Consider the following 23,818-nt stretch of genomic DNA (forward strand, 5'->3'; position numbering starts at 1 on the left):
TCCTGCACACACCCTAACCAGCCAACTACGGTTCTTCCAGTTCTCGCAAATTTCAAAATATTCAAGTACTGTTAAAATCATGACTCCTCCGATCTCAATCTCCTCACTGGTCAAGACGTTCGGCCCCACCCGAGCCCTTGACGGACTGGACCTCAGCGTGGAGGCCGGGGAGGTGCACGGATTCCTCGGTCCCAACGGCGCGGGCAAGACGACCACCATCCGCGTCCTGTTGGGGCTGCTGCGCTACGACAGCGGCACGGTGTCGCTGCTCGGCGGTGAACCCTGGGCGGACGCCGTGGAGCTGCACAAGCGGCTCGCCTACGTCCCCGGTGACGTGACCCTCTGGCCGACCCTTTCCGGCGGCGAGGTCATCGACCTGCTGGGCCGGTTACGCGGCGGAGCGAGCAGGAAGCGGCGGGACGAGCTGATCGAGCGGTTCGAGCTGGACCCGAAGAAGAAGGGCCGCGCCTACTCCAAGGGCAACCGGCAGAAGGTGGCCCTCGTCGCGGCCCTCGCCTCCGATGTGGAGCTGCTCATCCTCGACGAGCCCACCTCCGGCCTCGACCCGCTGATGGAGTCGGTCTTCCAGGACTGCATCGGCGAGGAGCGCAGCCGCGGCCGCACCGTGCTGCTCTCCAGTCACATCCTGTCCGAGGTGGAGCAGCTCTGCGACCGCGTCAGCATCATCCGCAACGGCCGTACGGTGGAGTCCGGCACCCTCGCCGAGCTGCGCCATCTCACCCGCACCTCGATCCACGCCGAACTGACCGAGAGCGTCGCGGGACTGACGCGGCTGCCCGGTGTGCACAACGTGCGCATCGACAGCGAGGACCGGCGCACGGTCACCTTCGACGTCGACTCCGGCGACCTCAACACCGCCGTACAGCATCTGACGACCCTCGGACTGCGCAGTCTGGTCAGCCAACCGCCCACGCTGGAAGACCTGTTCATGCGGCACTACACCACCGCGCAGGACAAGGAAGGCAACCGGGCGGAGGCCGCGCGGTGAAGGACTACGCGGGCACCTGGACGCTGCTGCGCCTCGCCCTCCGTCTCGACCGGGTCCGGGCCACCGCCTGGATCCTGGGCATCGTCCTGTTCACCACGGCGTCCGCCCAGAGCAACAACGACCTCTACAGCACGCCCGAGGAGCGGGCCGAGCTGGCCAAGACCGTCGAGACCAACCCGGCGATGCTCGCCCTCGGCGGACGCGCCTTCGACCTGACCACCACCGGCGGGATCAACGCCTATCAACTGGTCGCCTTCATGGCCACGTTCATCGGCCTGATGAGCATCCTGATGGTCGTCCGGCACACCCGCGCCGAGGAGGAGAGCGGCCGCGCCGAGCTGGCCGGTTCCACGGTCCTCGGCCGCAAGGCCTGGCTCGCCAGCTCGCTGCTGCTGGTCACCGGGATGAACCTGGTCATCGCCCTGCTGCTCGGACTCGGCCTGCAGAACACCGATCTGCCCGCCGAGGGCTCATGGGCCTTCGCGCTGGGCTGTGCCGGTGTCGGTGTCTTCTTCGCCGTCGTCGCCGGGATCACCGCCCAGCTCACCGATCACTCCCGTTCGGCCTCCGGCCTCGCCTGCGCCACCCTCGGACTCGCCTATCTGCTGCGCGCCACCGGTGACGCCGCCAGCGCCACCGACAGCGGCCTGACGTGGCTGACCTGGCTCTCCCCCATCGGCTGGGCCGAGATGATGCGCCCGTACACCGAGGAGGACTGGGCGGTCGGCCTGCTGTTCGTCGGCGCCGTCATCATTCTCGGCGCGGCCGTGGTCGTGCTCATCGGCCGGCGGGACATCGGCGCCGGGGTGCTCCCGCCCGTCCTCGGGCCGGTCGAGGCCCACCCCGCGCTGCGTTCGCCCCTCGCGCTCGCCTGGCGGCTCCAGAAGGGCTCGATGCTGGGCTGGGCGCTCGGTTTCGTGGTCGTCGGCGCCGCCTTCGGCGGGGTGGCGGACGGCATGGTGGATGTCGCCGAGGACAATCCCAACATCGACGAGCTGCTGCGCGACCTCGGCGGCAGCGGCAGCATCGTGGACGTCTTCCTCGCCACCATCACCTCACTGATCGCCGTCATCGTCGGCGCCTACGCGGTCCAGTCGGCGCTGCGCCTGTCCGGCGAGGAGTCCGCCCACCGGATCGACCCGGTGCTGTCCACCTCCGTCAACCGGGTGAGCTGGGCGGGCAGTCATCTGACCGTCGCCGCCGTCGGCTCGGTGGTGATGCTCACCGCGGCCGGGCTCTCGGCGGGCCTGGCCCACGGACTCAACAGCGGTGACGTCGCCGGAGAAGTACCCCGGGTCCTGGGCGCCGCGCTGGCCCAGGTCCCCGCCGTATGGACGCTGATCGGCCTGTGCGCACTGCTCTTCGGGCTGCTGCCCCGCTATACGGCCGTGGCCTGGGTCGTGCTGGCCCTCGCCCTGGTCATCGGGCAGTTCGGGGAGGTGCTCAAGCTCGACCAGGCCGTCATGAACCTGTCCCCCTTCACCCATGTCCCCGACCTGCCGTCGGCGGACTTCGAGGCGACACCGCTGCTGTTGCTCGCGCTGCTCGCCGCCGCGCTCATCGCCGCGGGACTGGGCGGCTTCAGGCGGCGCGACATCGCCTGAGACCCGACTCCGCCCGCGCGGAACACCGCCGGGCGGCCCGGCCGTTGCGGCCCACATCCCCCGGGGCCGCACCGGCGTCGGGGCCACCACACGGGCTCCCCCGTCTCGTGTGGTGGCCCCGTTCCGCGTGTACGACAGTCTGTGTCAGGGCATCAATGGGTCCTGCCCCCCGAACGGGCCGCCTCCCGCATCTGCGCCGCGACATGGCGCGCGATGCGCCGGTCGTGCTCCGTCTCCGGGGGCAGCGCCATGAACAGGGCCTTAGAGCGGGCGGCCAGCGGCTCCGCGACCCCCCGGTCGGTGATGACGTACGGCTTCCCGGACCGTACGCCCTCGACCAGCATCTCGCCCACCGCGTCCGGGGAGAGCCCGAGTTGGCGCAGATAGAAGTCCTGCTCGGTGAGGAGTTTCTCGCGGTCCTCCTCCTGTTCGGCGGTGAGGCCGAGGTCGCCGGTGATGCGGCCGCGGGCGGCGCGGTTGGAGGCGACCAGGTTGGTGGCGACCAGGCCGGGGCAGAGCACCGTCACCCCGATGGGATGGCCTTCGTGGCCCAACTGCCGGGCCAGCCCCTCGGAGAGACCGATCACCCCAGCCTTGGTGCCCTCGTACATATAGCCGCCCTGGCCGCCCTGGGGCGCGAGTCCCGCCGTGGAGGCGGTGTTCACGATGTGGGAGGGCTCCCCGCGGGCGATCATGCGGGGCAGGAAGGTCTGGAGGCCGTTGACCACACCGCCGATGTTGACGCCGAGGATCAGGTCCCACAGCGCGTAGCTCATCGCGCTGACCGGGTAACTGCCGCCCACGCCCGCGTTGTTGCAGAGCAGCGACACCGGGCCGAGGCGCTGCTCGGCCTCGTCCGCGACGCGGGCGTAGGCGTCGCGGTCGGTGACGTCCAGGGTGAAGGTGGCCACTTGGGTCATGGCCGCCAGCTCGGCACCGGCCTCGGCGAGCGCCTCCGCGTCGATGTCGGCGACGGCGAGCCGCATGCCCTCCTTGGCGAAAGCCCGGGCCAGGCCCAGTCCGATGCCTTGGGCGCCGCCGGTGATGAAGGCGGTCCGTCCCGCGAGTTCGAGCACTACGGCTCCATTCTTGTGCGTCGATGGGATGGTGCGGTTCGGTGGAGTGGTGCGGTTCGGTGGGACGGTGCTGCTGAGTCGGATGGTGCGGTCACGGCTGCCGTGCGGGGAGGTCGCGCAGCCAGGCGTCGACGGTGTGAGCGGTCTGCGCCGCGTGGGCCTCCATCAGGGTGAAGTGGTCACCGGGCACCTCTATGGCGGTGTGCTCGAAGCTCCAGTCGGCCCGCCGCCGGTTGCCCTCAGGACCGATCGGGTCGGCCGCGCGGACCAGCAGCGTGGGGGCCGCCAACTCCGCCTGCCGGAAGGCGAGATAGAGGTAGCGGGCGCGGGCGGTGACCCAGGCGTCGCCCCAGCTCTCACCCTGGTGCTCGCCCTCCCCGACCCGCTCCAGCAGCCCGCTGAGCACACTGTTGGCCCACGGGTCGAGGTCGAACCCGCCGGCCGTGTCCCACCAGTGGGTGTCGACCAGCACCACAGCCGCCGCACCGGAGCCCGTGTCCTCCAACTGCCGGGCGACCGCGCTCGCGATCAGGCCGCCGCTGGAGTAGCCGAGCAGGGCGTACGGCTCGTCCCCGGCGTTCTGCCTGATCGCCTCCGCCAGGGTGCGCACCAGCGCGTCCAGGTCGGCGGGGAGCGGCTCGCCCGTCATGAAGCCCGGCAGGGACAGCGCGGAGACGGTCCGGCTGTCACTGAGCGCGGAGGCGAACGGCAGGTACTGATAGACGCTGGGCTTCCAGGCGAAGGTCGGCAGACAGATCAGCTGGGGCGCCCGGATCCCCCGGGCCAACGGGGTGAGCTGCGGCAGCTTCGCCAGCTCGGCCGGGCCGGAGAAGGAGTCCCGGAAGTCGGCCGCCGTCCGCAGCACCGTGCTGATCTCCGCGAACCGGCCCTCGCGACAGGCCCGGACGAAGATCCCGCTGAGCGAGTCCGGATCCGCGGGACGCGACTCCACCGGGGCGACCGCCACCGGGGTGCCGCCGTCCGCCAGCTCCTCGGAGAAGTACCGGGCCAGCGCCTCCGGTGTGCGGTGGTCGAAGATCAGCGTCGCGGGGAGGGTGAGTCCGGTGACGGTGCCGAGCCGGTTGCGCAGTTCGACCGCGGTGAGCGAGTCGAAGCCCAGGGCGGAGAACTCGCGCGCCATGTCGAGCGCGCCGGGGTCGGTGTGCCCGAGGACCGCGGCGACATGGCCGCGGACCAGTTCACGCAGCGCCTCCTCCCGCCCGGCCCGGTCCAGCCCGGCGAGGCGCTTGACCAGCCCCGAGGCCGACTCGACGGCGTCGTTGGCGGCGGTGCCCCGGCGTCTCCGCGTCTTCGTGACCAACTCCCGCAGGAACGGCGGCACATGCGCGCCGCCACGCAGCCCGGCCGGGTCGAGCACGGCCGCCACCGCCACCGCGTCATCCGCCCCTACGGCCGAGTCGAAGAGGGCGAGCCCGCGCTCCGAGCTCAGCGGCAGCATGCCGCCCTGCGCCATCCTCGCCTGGTCCTGCTCCCCGAGACCGCTGGTGAGGGCGCTGGTCTCCGCCCAGTAACCCCAGGCGAGGGAGGTGGCGGGGAGTCCTCGGTCGCGGCGGTGGTGGGCGAGGGCGTCGAGGAAGGTGTTGGCGGCTGCGTAGTTGGCCTGGCCGGGCCCGCCGAACACGCCGGAGGCGGAAGAGTACAGCGCGAAGAAGGACAGGTCGGCGCCTTGGGTCAACTCATGGAGGTTGAGGGCGGCTTGGACCTTCGGCCGCCAGACGGCACTGAGCTGCTCGGGGGTGAGGGAGGTGACCAGCCCGTCGGCCAGTACGCCCGCCGCGTGGACGACGCCCGTCAGCCGCCGCCCGTGCAGCAGCGAGGCGAGCTGATCACGATCGGCCGCGTCACAGGCGGCGACCTCGACACTGGCTCCCAACTCATCGAGCTGCGCTACGAGTTCCCGGGCCGCGGGCGCGTCCGGCCCCTGGCGGCTGGTCAGCAGCAGCTTCCGTACGCCATGGGCGGTGACGAGATGCCGGGCCAGGAGGGAACCAAGGGTCCCGGTCCCGCCGGTGATCAGGACGGTGCCCTCCGGGTCCACCGGCACGGGCATCGTCAGGGCGACCTTGCCGACATGCCGGGCCTGGCTCATGAACCGGAACGCCTCCCGCGCCCGGCGCACCTCCCACGCCCGCACCGGCAACGGCTCCAACACACCCGACGCGAACAGGCGCATGAGCTCGGCCAGGGTCTCCTGGATGCGCTCGGCTCCTGCCTCGCTCAACTCGAAGGCGGTGTACCGGACTCCGGGGAGCTGGTCGGGGTCACGGATGTCGGTCTTGCCCATCTCCACGAAGCGGCCCTGGGGGGAAAGGAGTTCGAGGGAGGCGTCCACGAACTCGCGGGCGAGGGAGTTCAGGACGACATCGACGCGCTGGTCGGCGAAGGTCTCGCGGAAGTCGAGGTCGCGGGAGGAGGCGATCTGCCCGTCGTCAAGGCCGAGGGCACGCAGTGCGTCCCATTTCCCGGGGCTGGCCGTAGCAAGGACCCTCGCGCCGAAGTGCCGGGCCAGCTGGATCGCCGCCATCCCGACACCACCCGCACCCGCATGCACGAGGACCGTCTCACCCTCCCGGAGTTGACCAAGGTCCACGAGCGCGTAGTAAGCCGTCAGGAAGGCCACGGGGACGGTCGCCGCCTGCTCGAAGGTCCAGCTCTCCGGAATCGGCACGACGAGCCGGGCGTCCGTCACCGCTCGGGGGCCGAAGCCCTCGGTCATCAGGCCCGTGACCCGGTCGCCGGGGACGACGTCGGTGACGTCCGCGCCGACCTCCACGACCACACCGGCCGCCTCGCTGCCCAGGATCGGGCGGCCGGGGTACATGCCCAGCGTCAGCAGCACGTCACGGAAGTTGACACCCGCGGCGCGCACGGCGACCCGGATCTCGCCCGGTGCGAGTGGGGCGTCCGCCTCGGGGGCGGGCACCAGGGTGAGCCCCTCCGGGGTGCCACTGGCCGTGGCGTCAAGCCGCCAGGCATCCGTGTCCGGGGGCGGAACCAGCGAGCCCTCGGCACCGGGCCGCACCAGCCGGGGCACGAGCGTCGCCGCGCCGCGCACCGCGACCTGCCCCTCACCGGAGTCCAGGGCCGCCGTGACGGCCGCCGGGAGCAACTCGGCGTCCGCACCCCCCGATTCCTCCGCCGGGTCCAGGTCGACCAGCAGGAAGCGGCCCGGGTGTTCCGACTGCGCGGAACGGATCAGGCCCCAGACCGGGGCGGCCGCCAGGTCGGTGAGCGTGTCGTCGCCGCCTGCGGGGACCGCGCCTCGTGTCACGAACACGAGCCGGGAATCGGCGAGGCCCTCGTCGGCCAGCCAGTCCTGGACCACGGCGAGAATCCGGGCTGTGGTCTCCTCCGCGGCGGACGTTCCAGTGGCGGTCACCGCGAGCAGCGCGACCTGTGGGGCGGGCACTCCCCACTCCAGCACGCCGCGCACACCCGCCACGTCCAGATAGGCGTCGGCGGCCAGCCCCGCGCCCTGCACCGCAGCGCCCAGACCATACGGGTCGTCCCCGATCACGGCCCAAGTGGCGTGCCGCACGGCCTCGGGATCACAGGGCACCGGAGTCCACCGGATCCGGAACATGTCGTACGTCCGTGGCGCGCGGGCCGCCGCGAGCTGGGCCGCGGTGACCGGGCGGACCAGAAGGGAGCCGACGGAGGCCACGGGTGCTCCGGCGCCGTCGGCGAGGTCGATCCGGACCGCGTCGGCGGACTCGGCCCGGAGCCGCACCCGGAGCCTGTCGGCGCCCGAGGCGAAGAGGGTGACGCCGGTCCAGGCGAAGGGCAGCCGTAGCGTGGCCGTCGGTTCCGGCTCGGCGGGCTCGGTCCGGGCGCAGCCGTGGGCGTGCAGGGCGGCGTCCAGCAGAGCCGGGTGCAGGCCGTAGCGGGCGGCGTCGCCCCGCTGCCCCTCGGGGAGCGCCACCTCGGCGAAGATGTCGGCGCCGCGCCGCCAGACCCTACGCAGGCCCTGGAAGGCGGGGCCATAGCCGTAACCCGCCTCGGCGGCGGCCTCGTAGAAGCCGGAGACGTCGACGGCCTCGGCTCCGGGCGGGGGCCACGCCTCGGCGAACCGTTCCTGGTCGGACGGGCGCTCGGGCAGCAGGGTGCCCTCGGCGTGCAGCGTCCACTCCTCGGCGTCCCCCTCCGCGTCCGCGGCCCGGGAATGGACGGAGACGGCACGTCGTCCGTCGTCGTCGGGCAGTTCTACCAGCACCTGCACCTGTACGGCGCCCAGCTCGGGGAGGACCAGCGGCGCCTGGAGGGTGAGTTCGGCGAGATGCCCACAGCCGACCTCGTCCCCGGCCCTGATCGCCAGCTCCACGAAGCCCGTGCCGGGAAGGAGGATCGTGCCCGCGACGGCATGGTCGGCGAGCCAGGGGTGGCTGCGCGTGGAGAGGCGGCCGGTGAGGATGACTCCGCCGTCGACGGCCAGGCTTACGGCCGCGCCCAGCAGGGGGTGGCCGGCGGCGGTGAGTCCGGCGCCGGTGACGTTCGCGGCGGCGGCTGCCGTGGACTCCAGCCAGTAGCGGTGGTGTTGGAAGGGGTACGTCGGGAGGTCGACCCGGTGGGGGTTGCGGCCCGCGTATATCGCGGACCAGTCGATGTCGGTGCCCTGGACCCAGAGCTCGGCTGCGCCGGCGATGAAACGGGCGTTCTCGTCCTCGTCGCGGCGAAGGGTGCCGACGACGGTGACCGGCTCCTCGGCGGCTTCGGCGATGGCCTGGACGCCCATGGTGAGTACGGGGTGGGCGCTGACCTCGATCAGGCGCAAGTGGCCCTGGTTCAAGGCTTCTTGGATCGCCTCGGTGAAGCGCACGGGCTGGCGCAGGCCCTCGTACCAGTACGTGGCGTCCATCGTGGTCGTGTCCAGTTGTACGCCGGTGACCGTGGAGATCAGCGGGACCTGGGATGCCTGCGGCGCGACGGGGGCGAGGACGTCCAGCAGCTTCGCCTTTATGTCCTCGACGTGGATGGAGTGCGAGGCGTAGTCCACGGGGACACGACGTGCGCGTACACCAGCGGCTTCGGCGGTGGCCGCGATCTCGTCCAGGGCTTCCGGATCACCGGCTACGACCGTGGCGTCCGGACCGTTGTAGACCGCCACCGAGACCCGGCCCCCGTACGACGACACCCACCCCGACGCCTGCTCAGCACCCGTCGCCAGCGACAACATCCCACCACGACCGGCAAGTTCATCCCGGATAGCAGCAGACCTCAGCGCCACGACCCGAGCCGCATCCTCCAGACTCAGCGCACCGACCACCGCCGCAGCCGCAATCTCACCCTGCGAATGACCAATCACCGCAGCCGGTTCGATACCCAGCGACTCCCACACCGCGGCCAGCGACACCATGACCGCCCACAACACCGGCTGGACCATGTCCACCCGCCGCATCCACACGTCATCGTCACCGGACAACACCTCGGTCAACGACCAGTCCACGAAAGGCGACAAAGCGACAGAACACTCAGCGATCCGCGCCGCAAACACCGGCGAGGACCCCAACAACCCCCGCCCCATCCCCACCCACTGCGACCCCTGCCCCGGAAACACAAAGACGACCCCGGAGTCCCCGCCCGCCGCCCCGGTCACGACGTTGGGTGCGATGCCGCCCGAGGCGACCGCGTGAAGGGCCGCGGTCAGTTCCTTCGACTCCGAACCCCACACCACCGCGCGGTGGCTGAGCATGGCTCGGGTGGTCAGCAGGCTCCAGCCGGTGTCGATCGGGTCGGTGTCGGCCACGGCGGTCGCGAGGCGGTCCGCCTGGGTGGTGAGGGCCTCGGCGGTGCGGGCCGAGACCAGCCAGGGGAGGATCGGGGAACGGGCGAGTCCGCCGTCGCCCGGGGCGGCTTCCGGGGCCATGGGCTCCTCGGCGGGGGCCTGTTCCAGGACGACGTGGGCGTTGGTCCCGGAGATGCCGAAGGAGGAGACGGCGGCCCGGCGTGGGCGGTCCTCGACCGTGGTCCACTCATGGGGCTCGGTGAGCAGTCTGACCTCGCCCGACGTCCAGTCGACGTGCGGGGTCGGCTCGTCCACGTGCAGTGTCTTGGGGAGGACGCCCGCGCGCAGGGCCATCACCATCTTGATGATGCCCGCCACTCCGGCGGCGGCCTGGGTGTGCCCGATGTTGGACTTCACCGAGCCGAGCCAGAGCGGCCGGTCCGGGTCACGGTCCTGGCCGTAGGTGGCGAGGAGCGCCTGCGCCTCGATCGGGTCCCCGAGCGTCGTACCCGTGCCGTGCGCCTCCACCACGTCCACGTCGGCCGTCGAGAGTCCGGCGGCGGCCAGGGCCTGCCGGATGACGCGCTGCTGGGACGGGCCGTTGGGCGCGGTCAGTCCGTTGGACGCGCCGTCCTGGTTGACGGCGGAGCCGCGGACGATCGCGAGGACGGGGTGGCCGTTGCGGACGGCGTCGGTGAGGCGTTCGACCACGAGGATGCCGACGCCCTCGGCCGGGCCGAAGCCGTCGGCGGCGCCCGCGAACGCCTTGCAGCGGCCGTCCTCGGCCAGCCCGCGCTGGCGGCCGAACTCGATGAAGGTCGCGGGGGTCGGCATGACCGTGACTCCGCCCGCGAGCGCCAGCGTGCACTCGCCGTTGCGCAGCGCCTGGATCGCCAGATGCAGGGCGACGAGCGAGGAGGAGCATGCCGTGTCGACGGAGACGGCGGGGCCTTCGAGACCGAGGGTGTAAGCGACCCGGCCGGAGGCGACGCTGACGGCGTTGCCGATGCTGATGTAGCCCTCAATGCCTTCGGGGACGCTGTTGAGCCGCGACACGTACTCGGAGGAGGGGGCGCCGGTGAACACACCCGTCGGAGTGGAGCGCAGGGTGTGCGGATCGATGCCCGCGCGCTCGACGGCCTCCCAGGACGCTTCGAGGAGCAGCCGCTGCTGCGGATCCATCGCCAGCGCCTCGCGCGGCGAGATCTCGAACAGTTCGGCGTCGAAGTCGCCGACGGCCTCCAGGAAGCCGCCGCCCTTGACGTAGGTCTTGCCCTCGGCGTCCGGGTCGGGGTCGTAGAGGCCGTCCAGGTCCCAGTCGCGGTCCGTGGGGAAGGGGCCGATGGCGTCCTCGCCGGAGAGGACGAGGCGCCACAGGTCCTCGGGGGAGCGGACGCCGCCGGGGTAGCGGCAGGCCATGCCGACGATCGCGATCGTCGGCTGCTCCTCCAGTTGCTTGATCCGGCGGCGGGCCTGGCGGAGGTCGGCAGTAGCCCGCTTGAGGTAATCGCGGAGTTTCTGCTCGTTGTTCATCGAGGGGCTCCTGTCGGCACGTCGAGTCGGATGGGCCGGTTCACGCTGTCCCCAACTCGCTGTCGAGGAGGTCGAACAGTTCGTCGTCGGTGGCGTCGTCGAGGTCGTCGTCCGCGGCGGTCCCGGTGTCGGGCGCCGCGCCTTCCAGGGCCGTGAGCAGCGCCCGGAGCCGGTCGGTGATGCGGTGACTGACGACGTCGTCGGTGCTGGCCGCGCCGATGACCCGCTCCAGCCGTTCCAGATCCGCGGCGAGCGCGGGGGCCGTGTCGGGCGCTTCGGCGAGGGTGATCCGGGAGCGGATGTGATGGGTGAGGGCGGTGGGGGTGGGGTGGTCGAAGACGAGGGTCGCGGGGAGGCGGAGTCCGGTCGCCGTGTTGAGGCGGTTGCGAAGCTCGACGGCGGTGAGCGAGTCGAAGCCGAGGTCCTTGAACGGCCGCTCCGCGTCGAGGGATTGGGGGTTGGCGTGGCCGAGTACGGCGGCCACGTGGGAGCGGACCAGGTCGAGCAGGAACCGCCCCCGCTCGGGCTCGCTCAGCCCCGCCAGCCGCTCCTCCAGCCCGCCGGACCCACCGGCTGTCCCCGCCGAGGCCGCCGTACGCCGTGCCGTGGCGGCGGGGGCGCGCACCAGTCCGCGCAGCAGCCCCGGCAACGCCCCGCCCTTCGCGAGGGCACGCAGCTCCGCCAGGTCCAGCGGACTGGCCACGAACAGCGCCTCGTCCAGGGACACGGCCCGGTCGAAGAGGGCGAGTCCGTGGTCGGAGGACATCGGCCTGAGGCCGCCTTGCGAGAGGCGGGCCCGGTCGCGGCTTTCCATGTGCCCGGTCATGGCACTGGCCTGCTCCCAATAGCCCCAGGCCAGGGAGGTGCCGGGCAGGCCCTGGGCGTGGCGGTGCTGGGCGAGGGCGTCCAGGAACACGTTCGTGGACGCGTAATTGGCCTGGCCCGGGGCACCGAAGACACCGGAGGCGGAGGAGTAGAGCGCGAACAAGGCCAGATCCGCGTCCCGGGTCAGCTCGTGCAGGTTGACGGCGGCCTCGACCTTCGGGTTCCAGACCGTGGCGAGCTGCTCCGGGGTGAGGGAGGTGACCAGCCCGTCGGCAAGGACGCCGGCCGCGTGGACGACACCGGTCAGATTCCGGCCGTCGAGGAGGGCGGCGAGCTGGGATCGGTCGGCCGCGTCACAGGCAGCGACCTCGACCGATGCACCCAACTCCGCAAGCTCGTCCCTGAGTTCGATCGCTCCCGGCGCCTCCGGTCCGGAGCGACTGGTCAGCAGCAGGTGACGTACGCCGTGCTCGGTCACCAGATGCCGGGCCAGGAGTCCGCCCAAGGTGCCCGTGCCACCCGTGACCAGCACCGTGCCCTCGGGATCCAGGACCGGTGGCATCGTCAGCACCACCTTGCCGACATGCCTGGCCTGGCTCATGAAACGGAACGCCTCCCGCGCCCGGCGCACATCCCACGCCCGCACCGGCAGCGGCTCCAGGGCGCCCGACGCGAAGAGAGCCATCACCTCGGCGAGGATCTCGCCCATCCGTTCCGGTCCCGCTTCGCCGAGTTCGAACGGCGCATACGTCATTCCGGGGTTGGCCCGCGCCAACTGCTCGGGGTCGCGCAGATCCGTCTTGCCCATCTCCACGAAGCGGCCCTGGGGGGAGAGGAGTTCGAGGGAGGCGTCCACGAACTCGCGGGCGAGGGAGTTCAGGACGACATCGACTCCGGCTCCGGCTCCGGCTCCGGCTCCGGCGAAGGTCTCCTTGAAGTCGAGGTCGCGGGAGGAGGCGATCTGGTCGTCCGTCAGCCCTAGCCCGCGCAGCACGTCCCACTTCCCGGGACTCGCCGTGGCCAGAACCTTCGCACCGAAGTGCCGGGCGAGCTGGATCGCCGCCATACCGACCCCACCCGCACCCGCGTGCACCAGGACGGTCTCACCCTCCCGGAGTTGACCAAGGTCCACGAGCCCGTAGTACGCGGTCAGGAACACCACCGGAACCGACGCCGCCTGCTCGAACGACCAGCCCTCCGGGATCGGCACCACGACCCGGGCGTCGGCGACGACCAGTGGGGCGAACGCCTGCGGGATGATCCCCATGACCCGGTCGCCGGGCGCGAACCCGGTGACCCCGGGGCCGACCTCGACGACCACACCCGCACCCTCGCTGCCCAGGATGGGCCGGCCCGGGTACATCCCGAGGCTGATCAGGACGTCGCGGAAGTTCATCCCCGCGGCTCGGACGGAGATCCGGATCTGCCCGGCTTCGAGTGGCGCGGTGGCCTCCGGGAAGGGCAGCAGGGCCAGTCCGTCCAGCGTGCCGGAGGCGAGGGTGTCCAGCCGCCAGGCCCGCTCGCCAGGCGGAGGAGCGAGTGCGCTGCCCGTTTCGGCCCGGCTCAGCCTCGGCACGAAGGCTTCCTCGCCACGCAACACCAGCTGCGCCTCCGCAGCCCCGAGCGCAGCCAAAACGGCCTCCGCCAGGAGGTCTGCGCCCGCCTCCGGCTCCGGGTCCAGATCGAGCAGCAGGAACCGGTCCGGGTTCTCGGACTGCGCGGACCGGATCAGACCCCACACCGGGGCGGCCACCAGATCGAGTACGTCCTCCCCATCGCGGGCGGCGAGAGCGCCTCGCGTCACGATCACCAGGCGGGTGTCGCTCAGGGCTTCCTCCGCCAGCCATTCCTGTACGACCTGCAGGGCCGTCTGCGTGATCTGGCGGGCGGCGCCGGCCAGATCACCCTCGACGACGGGTGGCGTCCAGAAGACCAGGGCGGGCGCCGGGACGCCGGCTTCCAGCACGACCCGTAGACCCTCGATGTCCAGATACGAATCCACGGCAAGCCCGGCACCCTGCACGGCAGCGCCGACGTTGTAAGGGTCCGCCGTGCCGAGCACCGCCCAGACCCCGGCGCCCGTCGCCTCCTCAGGCACAGACAGCGGCAGCCACTCCGTACGGAACAAGTCGTCGCCCTCGGTGCTGCTCAGCGCCCCGGCCGACACCGGCCGCAGCACCAACGACCGCACCTCGGCAACCGGCTGGCCAGCAGCGTCAGCCACCTCCACCGTCAGGGCGTCATCACCCGCCGCGCAGATCCGCACCCGCACCCGGTCCGCACCCGACGCGAACAACGACACGCCGGTCCACGCGAACGGCAGGCGCAACGTCTCCGGGTCACCGCCGAAATCGCCGTATCCGTTGGCGTGCAACGCCGCGTCCAGCAGCGCCGGATGAATCCCGAACCGACCCGCCTCCCCCCGCTCGGCCTCACTGAGTTCGACCTCGGCGAAGACCTCGCCCCCGCGCCGCCATGCCGCACGCAGTCCCTGGAAGGCGGGGCCGTAGCCGTAACCGGCGGCCTCGGCGCCTTCGTAGAAGCCGGTGACATCCAGGGGATCGGCGTCCCTCGGGGGCCAGGTGGTGAGGTCGGTCGTGGGCGGCTGCCCGGTGTCCGCGCCGAGTACGCCCTCGGCGTGCCAGGTCCACGAGGCGTCCACGCCCTCGGGGCGGGAGTGCACGGTGACTTCCCGGTCGCCGCTGCCGTCGGGCGCACCGACGATCACCTGGATTTGCACGGCGGCCTGTTCGGGGACAATCAGCGGCGCGTGGAGGGTGAGTTCGGTGAGATGGCCGCAACCGACCTCGTCACCGGCCCTGATCGCCAGTTCCACGAATCCGGTGCCGGGGAAGAGGACGGTGCCCGCGACGGCGTGGTCGGCGAGCCAGGGTTGGGTGCGGGTGGAGAGTCGGCCGGTCAGGACGAGGCCACCGTCGGCGGCGAGGCTCACGGCCGCGCCGAGCAGCGGGTGGTCGGCGGCGCCGAGGCCCAGCTCGGCGGGGTCGCCGGTCGTATTCGGCGCCTCCAGCCAGAAGCGTTCGCGCTGGAAGGCGTAGGTGGGCAGGTCTACTTGGGTGACGGGGCGGCCCGTGTATACGGCGGTCCAGTCGATGTCCACGCCACGAACCCAGAGTTCGGCGGCGCCGGCGATGAAGCGAGTGCTCTCGTCCTCGTCGCGACGGAGGGTGCCGACGACAGTGACGGGCTGCTCTGCGGCTTCGGCGATGGCCTGGACGCCCATGGTCAGGACGGGGTGCGCGCTGACCTCGATCAGGCGGAAGTGATCCTGGTTCAGGGCCTCTTGGATCGCCTCGGTGAAACGGACGGGCTGACGCAGGCCCTCGTACCAGTACGAGGCGTCCATCGTGGTCGTGTCCAACACCGCGCCGGTGACCGTGGAGATGACCGGCACGCGAGAGGTCTGCGGTGCGACCGGCGCGAGCACGTCCAGCAGCCGTTCCCGGATGTCTTCCACGTGCGTCGAGTGCGAGGCGTAGTCCACGGGGACGCGACGGGCCCGCACACCGCTGGCTTCGGCGGTGGCCGCGATCTCGTCCAGGGCTTCCGGGTCACCGGCTACGACGGTGGCGTCCGGACCGTTGTAGACCGCCACCGAGACACGGTCCCCGTACGGCGACACCCAGCCGGCAGCCTGTTCAGCACCCGTCGCCAGCGACAACATCCCACCACGACCAGCCAGTTCATCCCGAATGGCAGCCGACCTCAGCGCCACGACCCGTGCCGCATCCTCCAGACTGAGCACACCTGCCACGGCCGCACCCGCGATCTCACCCTGGGAATGACCAATCACCGCAGCGGGCTTGACGCCCAGCGACTCCCAGACGGCTGCCAGCGAGACCATCACGGCCCACAACACCGGCTGGACCACATCCACCCGCCGCATCCAGGCGTCGTCATCGCCCTTCAACACCTCGACAAGTGACCAGTCCACGAAAGGCGACAGAGCGCTGGAGCACTCGGCGATCCGCGCCGCGAACACCGGCGAGGACCCCAACAACCCCCGCCCCATCCCCAACCACTGCGACCCCTGCCCCGGAAACACGAACACCGGCGCTCCAGAGACAACAGCAGCCCCTAAGACCCCATGTGCCGCCACCTCACCCGACGCCAACGCCGCAAGCCCCGCCGTCAACTCGGCAGACTCCCGGCCCCAGACCACCGCCCGATGCTCCAACGCCGTACGCGAAGCCCAAAGACTCCACCCCACATCCACCGGATCACCCGCGACAGAAGCCAACCGCCCAGCCTGCGCAGCCAGCGCAGCCGCCGTACGCCCCGACACCAACCACGGCACCACCGGAGACCCCGACAACCCCTCCGGACCCGAGACCACCACCGGCCCTGAACCCTCAGGCGGCGCCTCCTCCAGGATGATGTGCGCGTTCGTGCCGGAGATGCCGAAGGAGGAGACGCCGGCCCGGCGGGGGTGGCCGTTGGTCTGCCAGTCCCGTTCCTCGGTGAGGAGTTCGACCAGTCCTGCCGACCAGTCCACGTGCTGGGTGGGCGCGTTCACGTGCAGGGTTCGGGGCAGGACGCCCGCGCGCAGCGCCATCACGATCTTGATGATGCCCGCGACACCGGCGGCCGCCTGAGCGTGGCCGATGTTCGACTTCACCGAGCCCAGCCACAACGGCCGGTCGTCCGCCCGCTCCTGCCCGTACGTGGCCAGCAGTGCCTGGGCCTCGATCGGGTCCCCGAGCGTCGTACCCGTGCCGTGCGCCTCCACCACGTCCACCTCGGCCGCCGCCACTCCGGCGTTGGCGAGGGCCTGCCGGATGACGCGCTGCTGGGAGGGGCCGTTGGGCGCAGTGAGCCCATTCGACGCGCCGTCCTGATTGATCGCCGACCCGCGCACGACGGCGAGGACCCGATGGCCCTTCGCGCGGGCGTCCGACAGCCGCTCGACCACCAGGACGCCGACGCCCTCTCCGGGGCCGAAGCCGTCGGCCGCGTCCGCGAACGCCTTGCAGCGGCCGTCCGCCGAGAGCCCGCGCTGGCGACTCAGCTCCACGAAGCCGGTCGGGGTGCACATCACCGTGACACCGCCGGCCAGCGCCATGTCGCACTCGCCGTTCCGGAGCGACTGCGCCGCCAGATGCAGCGCGACCAGCGACGAGGAGCAGGCCGTGTCGACGGTGACCGCCGGTCCCTCCAGGCCGAGTTGGTAGGCGATGCGGCCGGAGGTGACGCTGGACATGTTGCCGGTGCCGAGGAAGCCCTCGATGCCGTCCGGCAGCGTGTTGAGGCGGGCCACGTACTCGGAGGCCAGGGCGCCCGCGAAGACGCCGGTCCGGCTGCCGCGCAGGGAGCCGGGGGCGATGCCCGCTCGCTCGACGGCCTCCCAGGACGCTTCGAGGAGCAGCCGCTGCTGGGGATCCATCGCGAGGGCCTCGCGCGGTGAGATCCCGAAGAACTGGGCGTCGAACCGCGCCGCTCCGGTCACGAACCCGCCGCCCCGGACGTAGGTCTTGCCCTGGGCCTCCGGGTCGGGGTCGTACAGGTCATCGTCCCAGTCGCGATCCTGCGGGAAGGGCGTGATGGCGTCCTCTCCGGCCAGGACCAGCCGCCACAGCTCCTCGGGGGACTCGATTCCGCCGGGGTAGCGGCAGGCCATGCCGACGATGGCGATCGGCTCGTTCGCCCGGCCGCTGTCGGCTCCCGCCGGGCGCACGTCGATGGCCTGCCGCCGGGCGGCGTCGGGCAGTCCGGACACCTGGGAGCGGATGTGGTGGGTGAGGGCGGTGGGGGTGGGGTGGTCGAAGACGAGGGTCGCGGGGAGGCGGAGGCCGGTCGCCGTGTTGAGGCGGTTGCGGAGTTCGACGGCCGTGAGCGAGTCGAAGCCGAGGTCCTTGAACGGCCGCTCCGCATCGACGGACTGCGGATTCGCGTGGCCGAGTACAGCGGCCACGTGCGACCGCACCAGGTCCAGCAGGAACCGCTCCCGATCCGGCTCGCTCAGCCCCGCCAGCCGCTCCTCCAGCGAACCGCCGTCCGCCGTGGCCACCGAGGTCACCGCTCGCCGCGTCGCGGCCGGGGCGCGCACCAGCCCCCTCAGCAAGGTGGGCAGCACTCCCTTCGCGGCGTGCGAACGCAGTTCCGCCATGTCCAACGGGCTGGCCAGGAGCAGCCCTTCGTCCAGGCGCACCGCGGCGTCGAACAGGGCCAGTCCGCGCTCGGCGGACAGCGGGACCAGGCCACCCTGGGACACCCTCGCCCGGTCGCGGCTTTCCATGTGCCCGGTCATGGCACTGGCCTGCTCCCAGTAACCCCAGGCCAGGGAAGTGCCGGGCAGGCCCTGGGCTCGGCGGTGCTGGGCGAGGGCGTCCAGGAACACGTTCGTGGACGCGTAGTTGGCCTGGCCCGGGGCACCGAAGACACCGGAGGCGGAGGAGTAGAGCGCGAACAAGGCCAGATCCGCGTGCCGGGTCAGCTCGTGCAGGTTGACGGCGGCCTCGACCTTCGGGTTCCAGACCGTGGCGAGTTGCTCCGGGGTGAGGGAGGTGACCAGCCCGTCGGCGAGGACGCCGGCCGCGTGGACGACACCGGTCAGATTCCGGCCGGCGAGGAGGGCGGCGAGCTGGGATCGGTCGGCCGCGTCGCACGCGGCGACCTCGACCGATGCGCCCAACTCGGTTATCTCGGACACGAGTTGCGCCGCGCCCGGCGCCTCCGGACCCGAGCGGCTCGTGAGCAGCAGGTGACGTACGCCGTGCTCGGTCACCAGATGCCGGGCCAGGAGTCCGCCCAAGGTGCCCGTGCCACCCGTGACCAGCACCGTGCCCTCGGGATCCAGGACGGGCGGCATCGTCAGCACCACCTTGCCGACATGCCTGGCCTGGCTCATGAAACGGAACGCCTCCCGCGCCCGGCGCACATCCCACGCCCGCACCGGCAGCGGCTCCAGGGCGCCCGACGCGAAGAGGTCGACGATCGTGCGCAGAATCTCGCTCGCGCGGTCCAGGCCGCCGTCGCCGGGACTGTAGGCGCGATAGGCGACCCCGGGCCGCTCCTCGGCGACTTCTTCGGCATCCCGGATGTCGGTCTTGCCCAGCTCCAGGAAGCGACCGCCGTGCGGCAGGAGGTCGAGGGAGGCGTCGACGAACTCGCGGGCGAGGGAGTTGAGGACGAGGTCCACCCCCGCCGCTCGGAACTTCTCCCGGAAGTCGAGGTCGCGGGAGGAGGCGATCTGGTCGTCCGTCAGTCCCAGACCGCGCAGCGCGTCCCACTTCCCGGGGCCGGCCGTGGCAAGGACCTTCGCGCCGAGGTGCCGGGCGAGCTGGATCGCCGCCATACCGACGCCGCCAGCACCCGCGTGGACGAGCACCGTCTCGCCGCGCTGGACCTGACCAAGGTCCACGAGCCCGTGGTAGGCCGTCAGGAACACCACCGGAACCGAAGCGGCCTGCTCGAACGACCAGCCCTCCGGAACAGGCACCAGCATGCGCGCATCGGTGACCGAGAGCGGGCCCAGGCCGCCCGTCACAAAGCCCATGACACGGTCCCCGGGCGCGAAGCCGGTGGCCCCGGGTCCGACCTCGGCCACCACACCCGCGGCCTCGCTGCCCATGACCTGCTGGTCGGGGACCATGCCCAGGCCGATCAGAACATCACGGAAGTTGAGACCCGCGGCCCGGACGGAGATCCGGACCTGTCCGGCTTCGAGTGGCGCGTCGGCCTCCGGGACCGGCAACAGGGCCAGCCCGTCGAGGGTTCCGGAGGCGACCGTGTCCAGCCGCCAGGCACGCTCACCGGCCGGAGGCACCAGCGCCGTACCCGAAGAAGCACGCGCCAGCCTCGGCACCAGCACGTCCTCGCCCCGGACCGCGAGCTGCCACTCCCCCGCCTCCAACGCGGCAGCGACACCCTCGGCAGCGAGGTCAACGCCCGACTCCGACCACGGATCCAGGTCCAGCAGCAGGAACCGCCCAGGGTTCTCGGACTGCGCAGACCGGACCAGACCCCACACCGGGGCGGCCACCAGATCGCGTACGTCCTCCCCGTCGCGCGCGGCGACAGCGCCCCGCGTGACAACGACCAACCGGGTGTCGCTCAGCGCCTCTTCCGCCAGCCATTCCTGTACGAACTGCAGGGCCGCCTGCGTGATCTGACGGGCGGCGCCGGCCAGATCACCCTCGACGACGGGTGGCGTCCAGAAGACCAAGGCAGGCGCCGGGACACCGGCCTCCAGCACGACCCGTAGACCCTCGACATCCAGATACGAATCCACGGCAAGCCCGGCACCCTGCACGGCAGCGCCGACGTTGTACGGGTCCGCCGTGCCGAGCACCGCCCACACCCCGGCGCCCGTCGCCTCCTCAGGTACGGGGAGAGGCGTCCACTCCGTACGGAACAGTTCCTCGCCCTCGCTGCTGCTCAGCGCCCCGGCCGACACCGGCCTCAGCACCAACGACCGCACCTCGGCAACCGGCTGGCCAGCAGCGTCAGCCACCTCCACCGTCAGGGCGTCATCACCCGCCGCGCAGATCCGTACCCGCACCCGGTCCGCACCCGACGCGAACAACGACACACCGGTCCAGGCGAACGGCAGCCTCAGCAGCTCACCGCCGCCACCGAATTCGCCGTATCCGTTGGCGTGCAACGCCGCGTCCAGCAGCGCCGGATGAATCCCGAACCGGCCCGCCTCCGCCCGAGCCGTCTCCCCCAACTCCACCTCGGCGAAGACCTCGCCGCCGCGCCGCCATACAGCGCGCAGGCCCTGGAAGGCGGGGCCGTAGCCGTAGCCGACCGCCTCGACGCCCGGGTAGAAGCCGGACACGTCGACGCTCTCGGCGCCCGTCGGGGGCCAGTCCGTGAGTCCGGCGCCGGACGGCGTGACGGGCTCCGGGCTGAGCACTCCCTCCGCGTGGAGTGTCCACTCCTGGTCGGGCGCGGAGTCCTCGGCCCGGGAGTAGACGGCGAGGCCGCGCTGCCCCTGGGCGTCGAGGGCGCCGACAACGACCTGGAGGTGGACGGCGCCCTGTTCGGGGAGGATCAGCGGTGCCTGGAGGGTGAGTTCGGTGAGATGGCCGCAACCGACCTCGTCCCCGGCGCGGATCGCCAGCTCCACGAATCCGGTGCCCGGCAACAGGACCGCGCCCGCGACGGCATGGTCCGCCAGCCAGGGGTGCGTACGCAGCGACAGCCTGCCGGTCAGGACCAGTCCCCCATCAGCGGCAAGGCTCACGGCCGCACCCAGCAGCGGATGGTCGGCGGCGGCCAGCCCCGCCCCACTGACGTCGGCGGTACTCGTGCCGGACTCCAGCCAGTAGCGCTGGTGTTGGAAGGCATAGGTGGGGAGGTCGAGGCGGTCGACGGAGCGGCCCACGTACACGGCCGACCAGTCGATGTCCACGCCACGAACCCAGAGTTCGGCGGCGCCGGCGATGAAGCGGGTGCTCTCGTCCTCGTCGCGACGGAGGGTGCCGACGACAGTGACGGGCTGCTCTGCGGCTTCGGCGATGGCCTGGACGCCCATGGTCAGGACGGGGTGCGCGCTGACCTCGATCAGGCGGAAGTGACCCTGGTTCAGGGCCTCTTGGATCGCCTCGGTGAAACGGACGGGCTGACGCAGGCCCTCGTACCAGTACGAGGCGTCCATCGTGGTCGTGTCCAACACCCCGCCGGTGACCGTGGAGATGACCGGGATTCGGGACTCCTGCGGCGCCACCGGGGCAAGGTCCTCCAGCAGCCGCTCCCGGATGTCCTCCACATGCGCGGAGTGGGAGGCGTAGTCCACCGGGACGCGACGGGCCCGCACACCAGCGGCCTCCGCCACAGCGGCAATCTCGTCCAGGGCTTCCGGGTCACCGGCTACGACGGTGGCGTCCGGACCGTTGTAGACCGCCACCGAAACACGATCACCGTACGGCGACACCCAGCCGGCAGCCTGCTCAGCACCCGTCGCCAGCGACAACATCCCACCACGACCAGCCAGTTCATCCCGGATAGCGCCAGACCTCAGCGCCACCACACGGGCGGCATCCTCCAGGCTGAGCACACCTGCCACGGCCGCAGCCGCGATCTCACCCTGCGAATGACCAATCACCGCAGCGGGCTTGACGCCCAGCGACTCCCAGACGGCAGCGAGCGACACCATGACCGCCCACAACACCGGCTGGACCATGTCCACCCGCTGCATCCACGCGTCATCGTCGCCCTTCAATACCTCCGTGAGCGACCAATCCACGAAAGGCGACAAAGCGACAGAACACTCAGCGATCCGCGCCGCGAACACCGGCGAGGACCCCAACAACCCCCGCCCCATCCCCAACCACTGCGCGCCCTGCCCCGGAAACACGAACACCGGCGCCCCGGAGACAACAGCAGTCCCCGAGACCCCATGTCCCACCACCTCACCCGACGCCAAGGCCACAAGCCCCGCCGTCAACTCGGCAGCCTCCCGGCCCCAGACCACCGCCCGATGCTCCAGCGCCGTACGCGAAGCCCAAAGACTCCACCCCACATCCACCGGGTCACCCAAGGCCGAGGACACCCCCGACAACCGCCCCGCCTGCGCAGCCAGCGCAGGCGCCGTACGCCCCGACACCAGCCACGGCACCACCGGAGACCCCGACAACCCCTCCGGACCCGAAACCACGACCGGCCCCGCGTCCGTCGGCGGCGCCTCCTCCAGGATCATGTGCGCGTTGGTGCCGGAGACACCGAACGAGGAGACGGCCGCCCGGCGCGGTCGCCCCTCTCCCGCCGCCCACTCACGGGCCTCGGTGAGCAGGCGTACATCGCCCGAGGTCCAGTCGACGTGTGGCGTGGGCTCGTCCACGTGGAGGGTGCGGGGCAGCACGCCGGCCCGCAGGGACATCACCGTCTTGATGAGGCCCGCGACACCGGCGCAGGCGCCGGAGTGGCCGATGTTGGACTTGATCGAGCCGAGCCAGAGCGGCCGGTCCGGCTCGCGCCCCTGACCGTAGGTGGCGAGGAGCGCCTGGGCCTCGATCGGGTCGCCGAGTGTCGTACCCGTGCCGTGTGCCTCGACCGTGTCCACGTCGCGCGCGGTGAGGCGGGCGCTGTCCAGGGCCTGTTGGATGACGCGGCGTTGGGCCAGTTCACTGGGTGCGCTGAGGCCGTTGCTGGCGCCGTCCTGGTTGGTGGCGGAGCCGCGGATGACGGCGAGGACGTGGTGGCCGTTGCGGCGGGCGTCGGAGAGGCGTTCGAGGAGGAGGATGCCGACGCCCTCGGACCAGATGGTGCCGTCCGCGGCGGCCGCGAAGGCCTTGCAGCGGCCGTCGCGGGCGAGTCCGCGCTGGCGGCTGAAGCCGATGAAGCCGGAGGGGGTGGGCATGACGGTGACGCCGCCCGCGAGGGCGAGGTCGCACTCGCCGTTGCGCAGGGCCTGGACGCCGAGGTGGGTGGCGACGAGGGAGGAGGAGCAGGCCGTGTCGACGGTGACGGCGGGGCCCTCAAGGCCGAGGACGTAGGAGATCCGGCCGGAGACCACGGCGGTCATGTTGCCGGTGACGAGGAAGCCCTCGATCTCCTCGGGGACGGTGTCGAGGCGCGCGGCGTAGTCGGAGGCGACGGCTCCGGCGAAGACGCCGGTGCGGGTGCCGCGCAGGGCGGCGGGGACGATGCCGGCCCGTTCGATCGCCTCCCAGGATGTTTCGAGGAGGAGCCGCTGCTGTGGGTCCATGGCGAGGGCCTCGCGGGGCGAGATCCCGAAGAACTCGGGGTCGAAGTCGGCGGCGTCGTGCAGGAAGCCGCCCTGGACCACGTAGCTCTTGCCGTAGGCGTCGGGGTCGGGGTCGTAGAGGTCCTCGTCCCAGCCCCGGTCGGTGGGGAAGGGGGTGATGCCGTCGGTGCCCTCGGCGACCATGCGCCACAGGTCCTCCGGTGTGGTGACGCCACCGGGGAATCGGCAGGCCATGCCGACGACGGCGACCGGGTCCTGGTCCTTGGCCTCCAGTTCGCGCAGCCGCTGCCGTACTTGGGAGTAGTCGGCGGTGACGCGCTTGAGGTATTCGCGGAGCTTGTCTTCGTTGTTCGGCAT

4 protein-coding genes and 1 pseudogene are annotated in these 23,818 nt (G+C 71.7%); 2 read left to right on the top strand and 3 right to left on the bottom strand.

Going from position 1 to position 23,818, the window contains the following annotated elements; genetic code table 11:
* Nucleotides 1-79: 79 nt before the first annotated feature.
* Nucleotides 80-1,009 (top strand): ABC transporter ATP-binding protein, encoded by a 930-nt coding sequence (locus tag STRCI_RS05395; protein ID WP_269657682.1) that lies wholly within the window; start codon nt 80-82, stop codon nt 1,007-1,009.
* Nucleotides 1,006-2,613 carry an ABC transporter permease gene (locus tag STRCI_RS05400; RefSeq protein ID WP_269657683.1) on the top strand — a complete coding sequence of 536 codons (1,608 nt, stop codon included), beginning with the start codon at nt 1,006-1,008 and terminating at the stop codon, nt 2,611-2,613. The genes STRCI_RS05395 and STRCI_RS05400 overlap by 4 nt, the downstream gene beginning before the upstream one ends.
* A gap of 152 nt (nt 2,614-2,765) precedes the next feature.
* On the opposite strand, the gene STRCI_RS05405 is transcribed toward STRCI_RS05400, so the two are convergent.
* The 3 genes and pseudogenes from STRCI_RS05405 to STRCI_RS05415 all read right to left on the bottom strand — a co-directional run bounded on the left by STRCI_RS05405 (nt 2,766) and on the right by STRCI_RS05415 (nt 23,818).
* Nucleotides 2,766-3,689, bottom strand: a complete 924-nt coding sequence (locus STRCI_RS05405; RefSeq protein ID WP_269657684.1) for an SDR family NAD(P)-dependent oxidoreductase — start codon at nt 3,687-3,689, stop codon at nt 2,766-2,768.
* 91 nt (nt 3,690-3,780) lie between these two features.
* Nucleotides 3,781-10,965 (bottom strand): annotated as a pseudogene (locus STRCI_RS05410) (type I polyketide synthase); the annotation flags it as partial.
* 40 nt (nt 10,966-11,005) lie between these two features.
* Nucleotides 11,006-23,818 (bottom strand): type I polyketide synthase, encoded by a 12,813-nt coding sequence (locus tag STRCI_RS05415; protein ID WP_269657686.1) that lies wholly within the window; start codon nt 23,816-23,818, stop codon nt 11,006-11,008.

It is taken from the genome of Streptomyces cinnabarinus, assembly GCF_027270315.1.
Taxonomy (GTDB): Bacteria; Actinomycetota; Actinomycetes; order Streptomycetales; family Streptomycetaceae; genus Streptomyces; species Streptomyces cinnabarinus.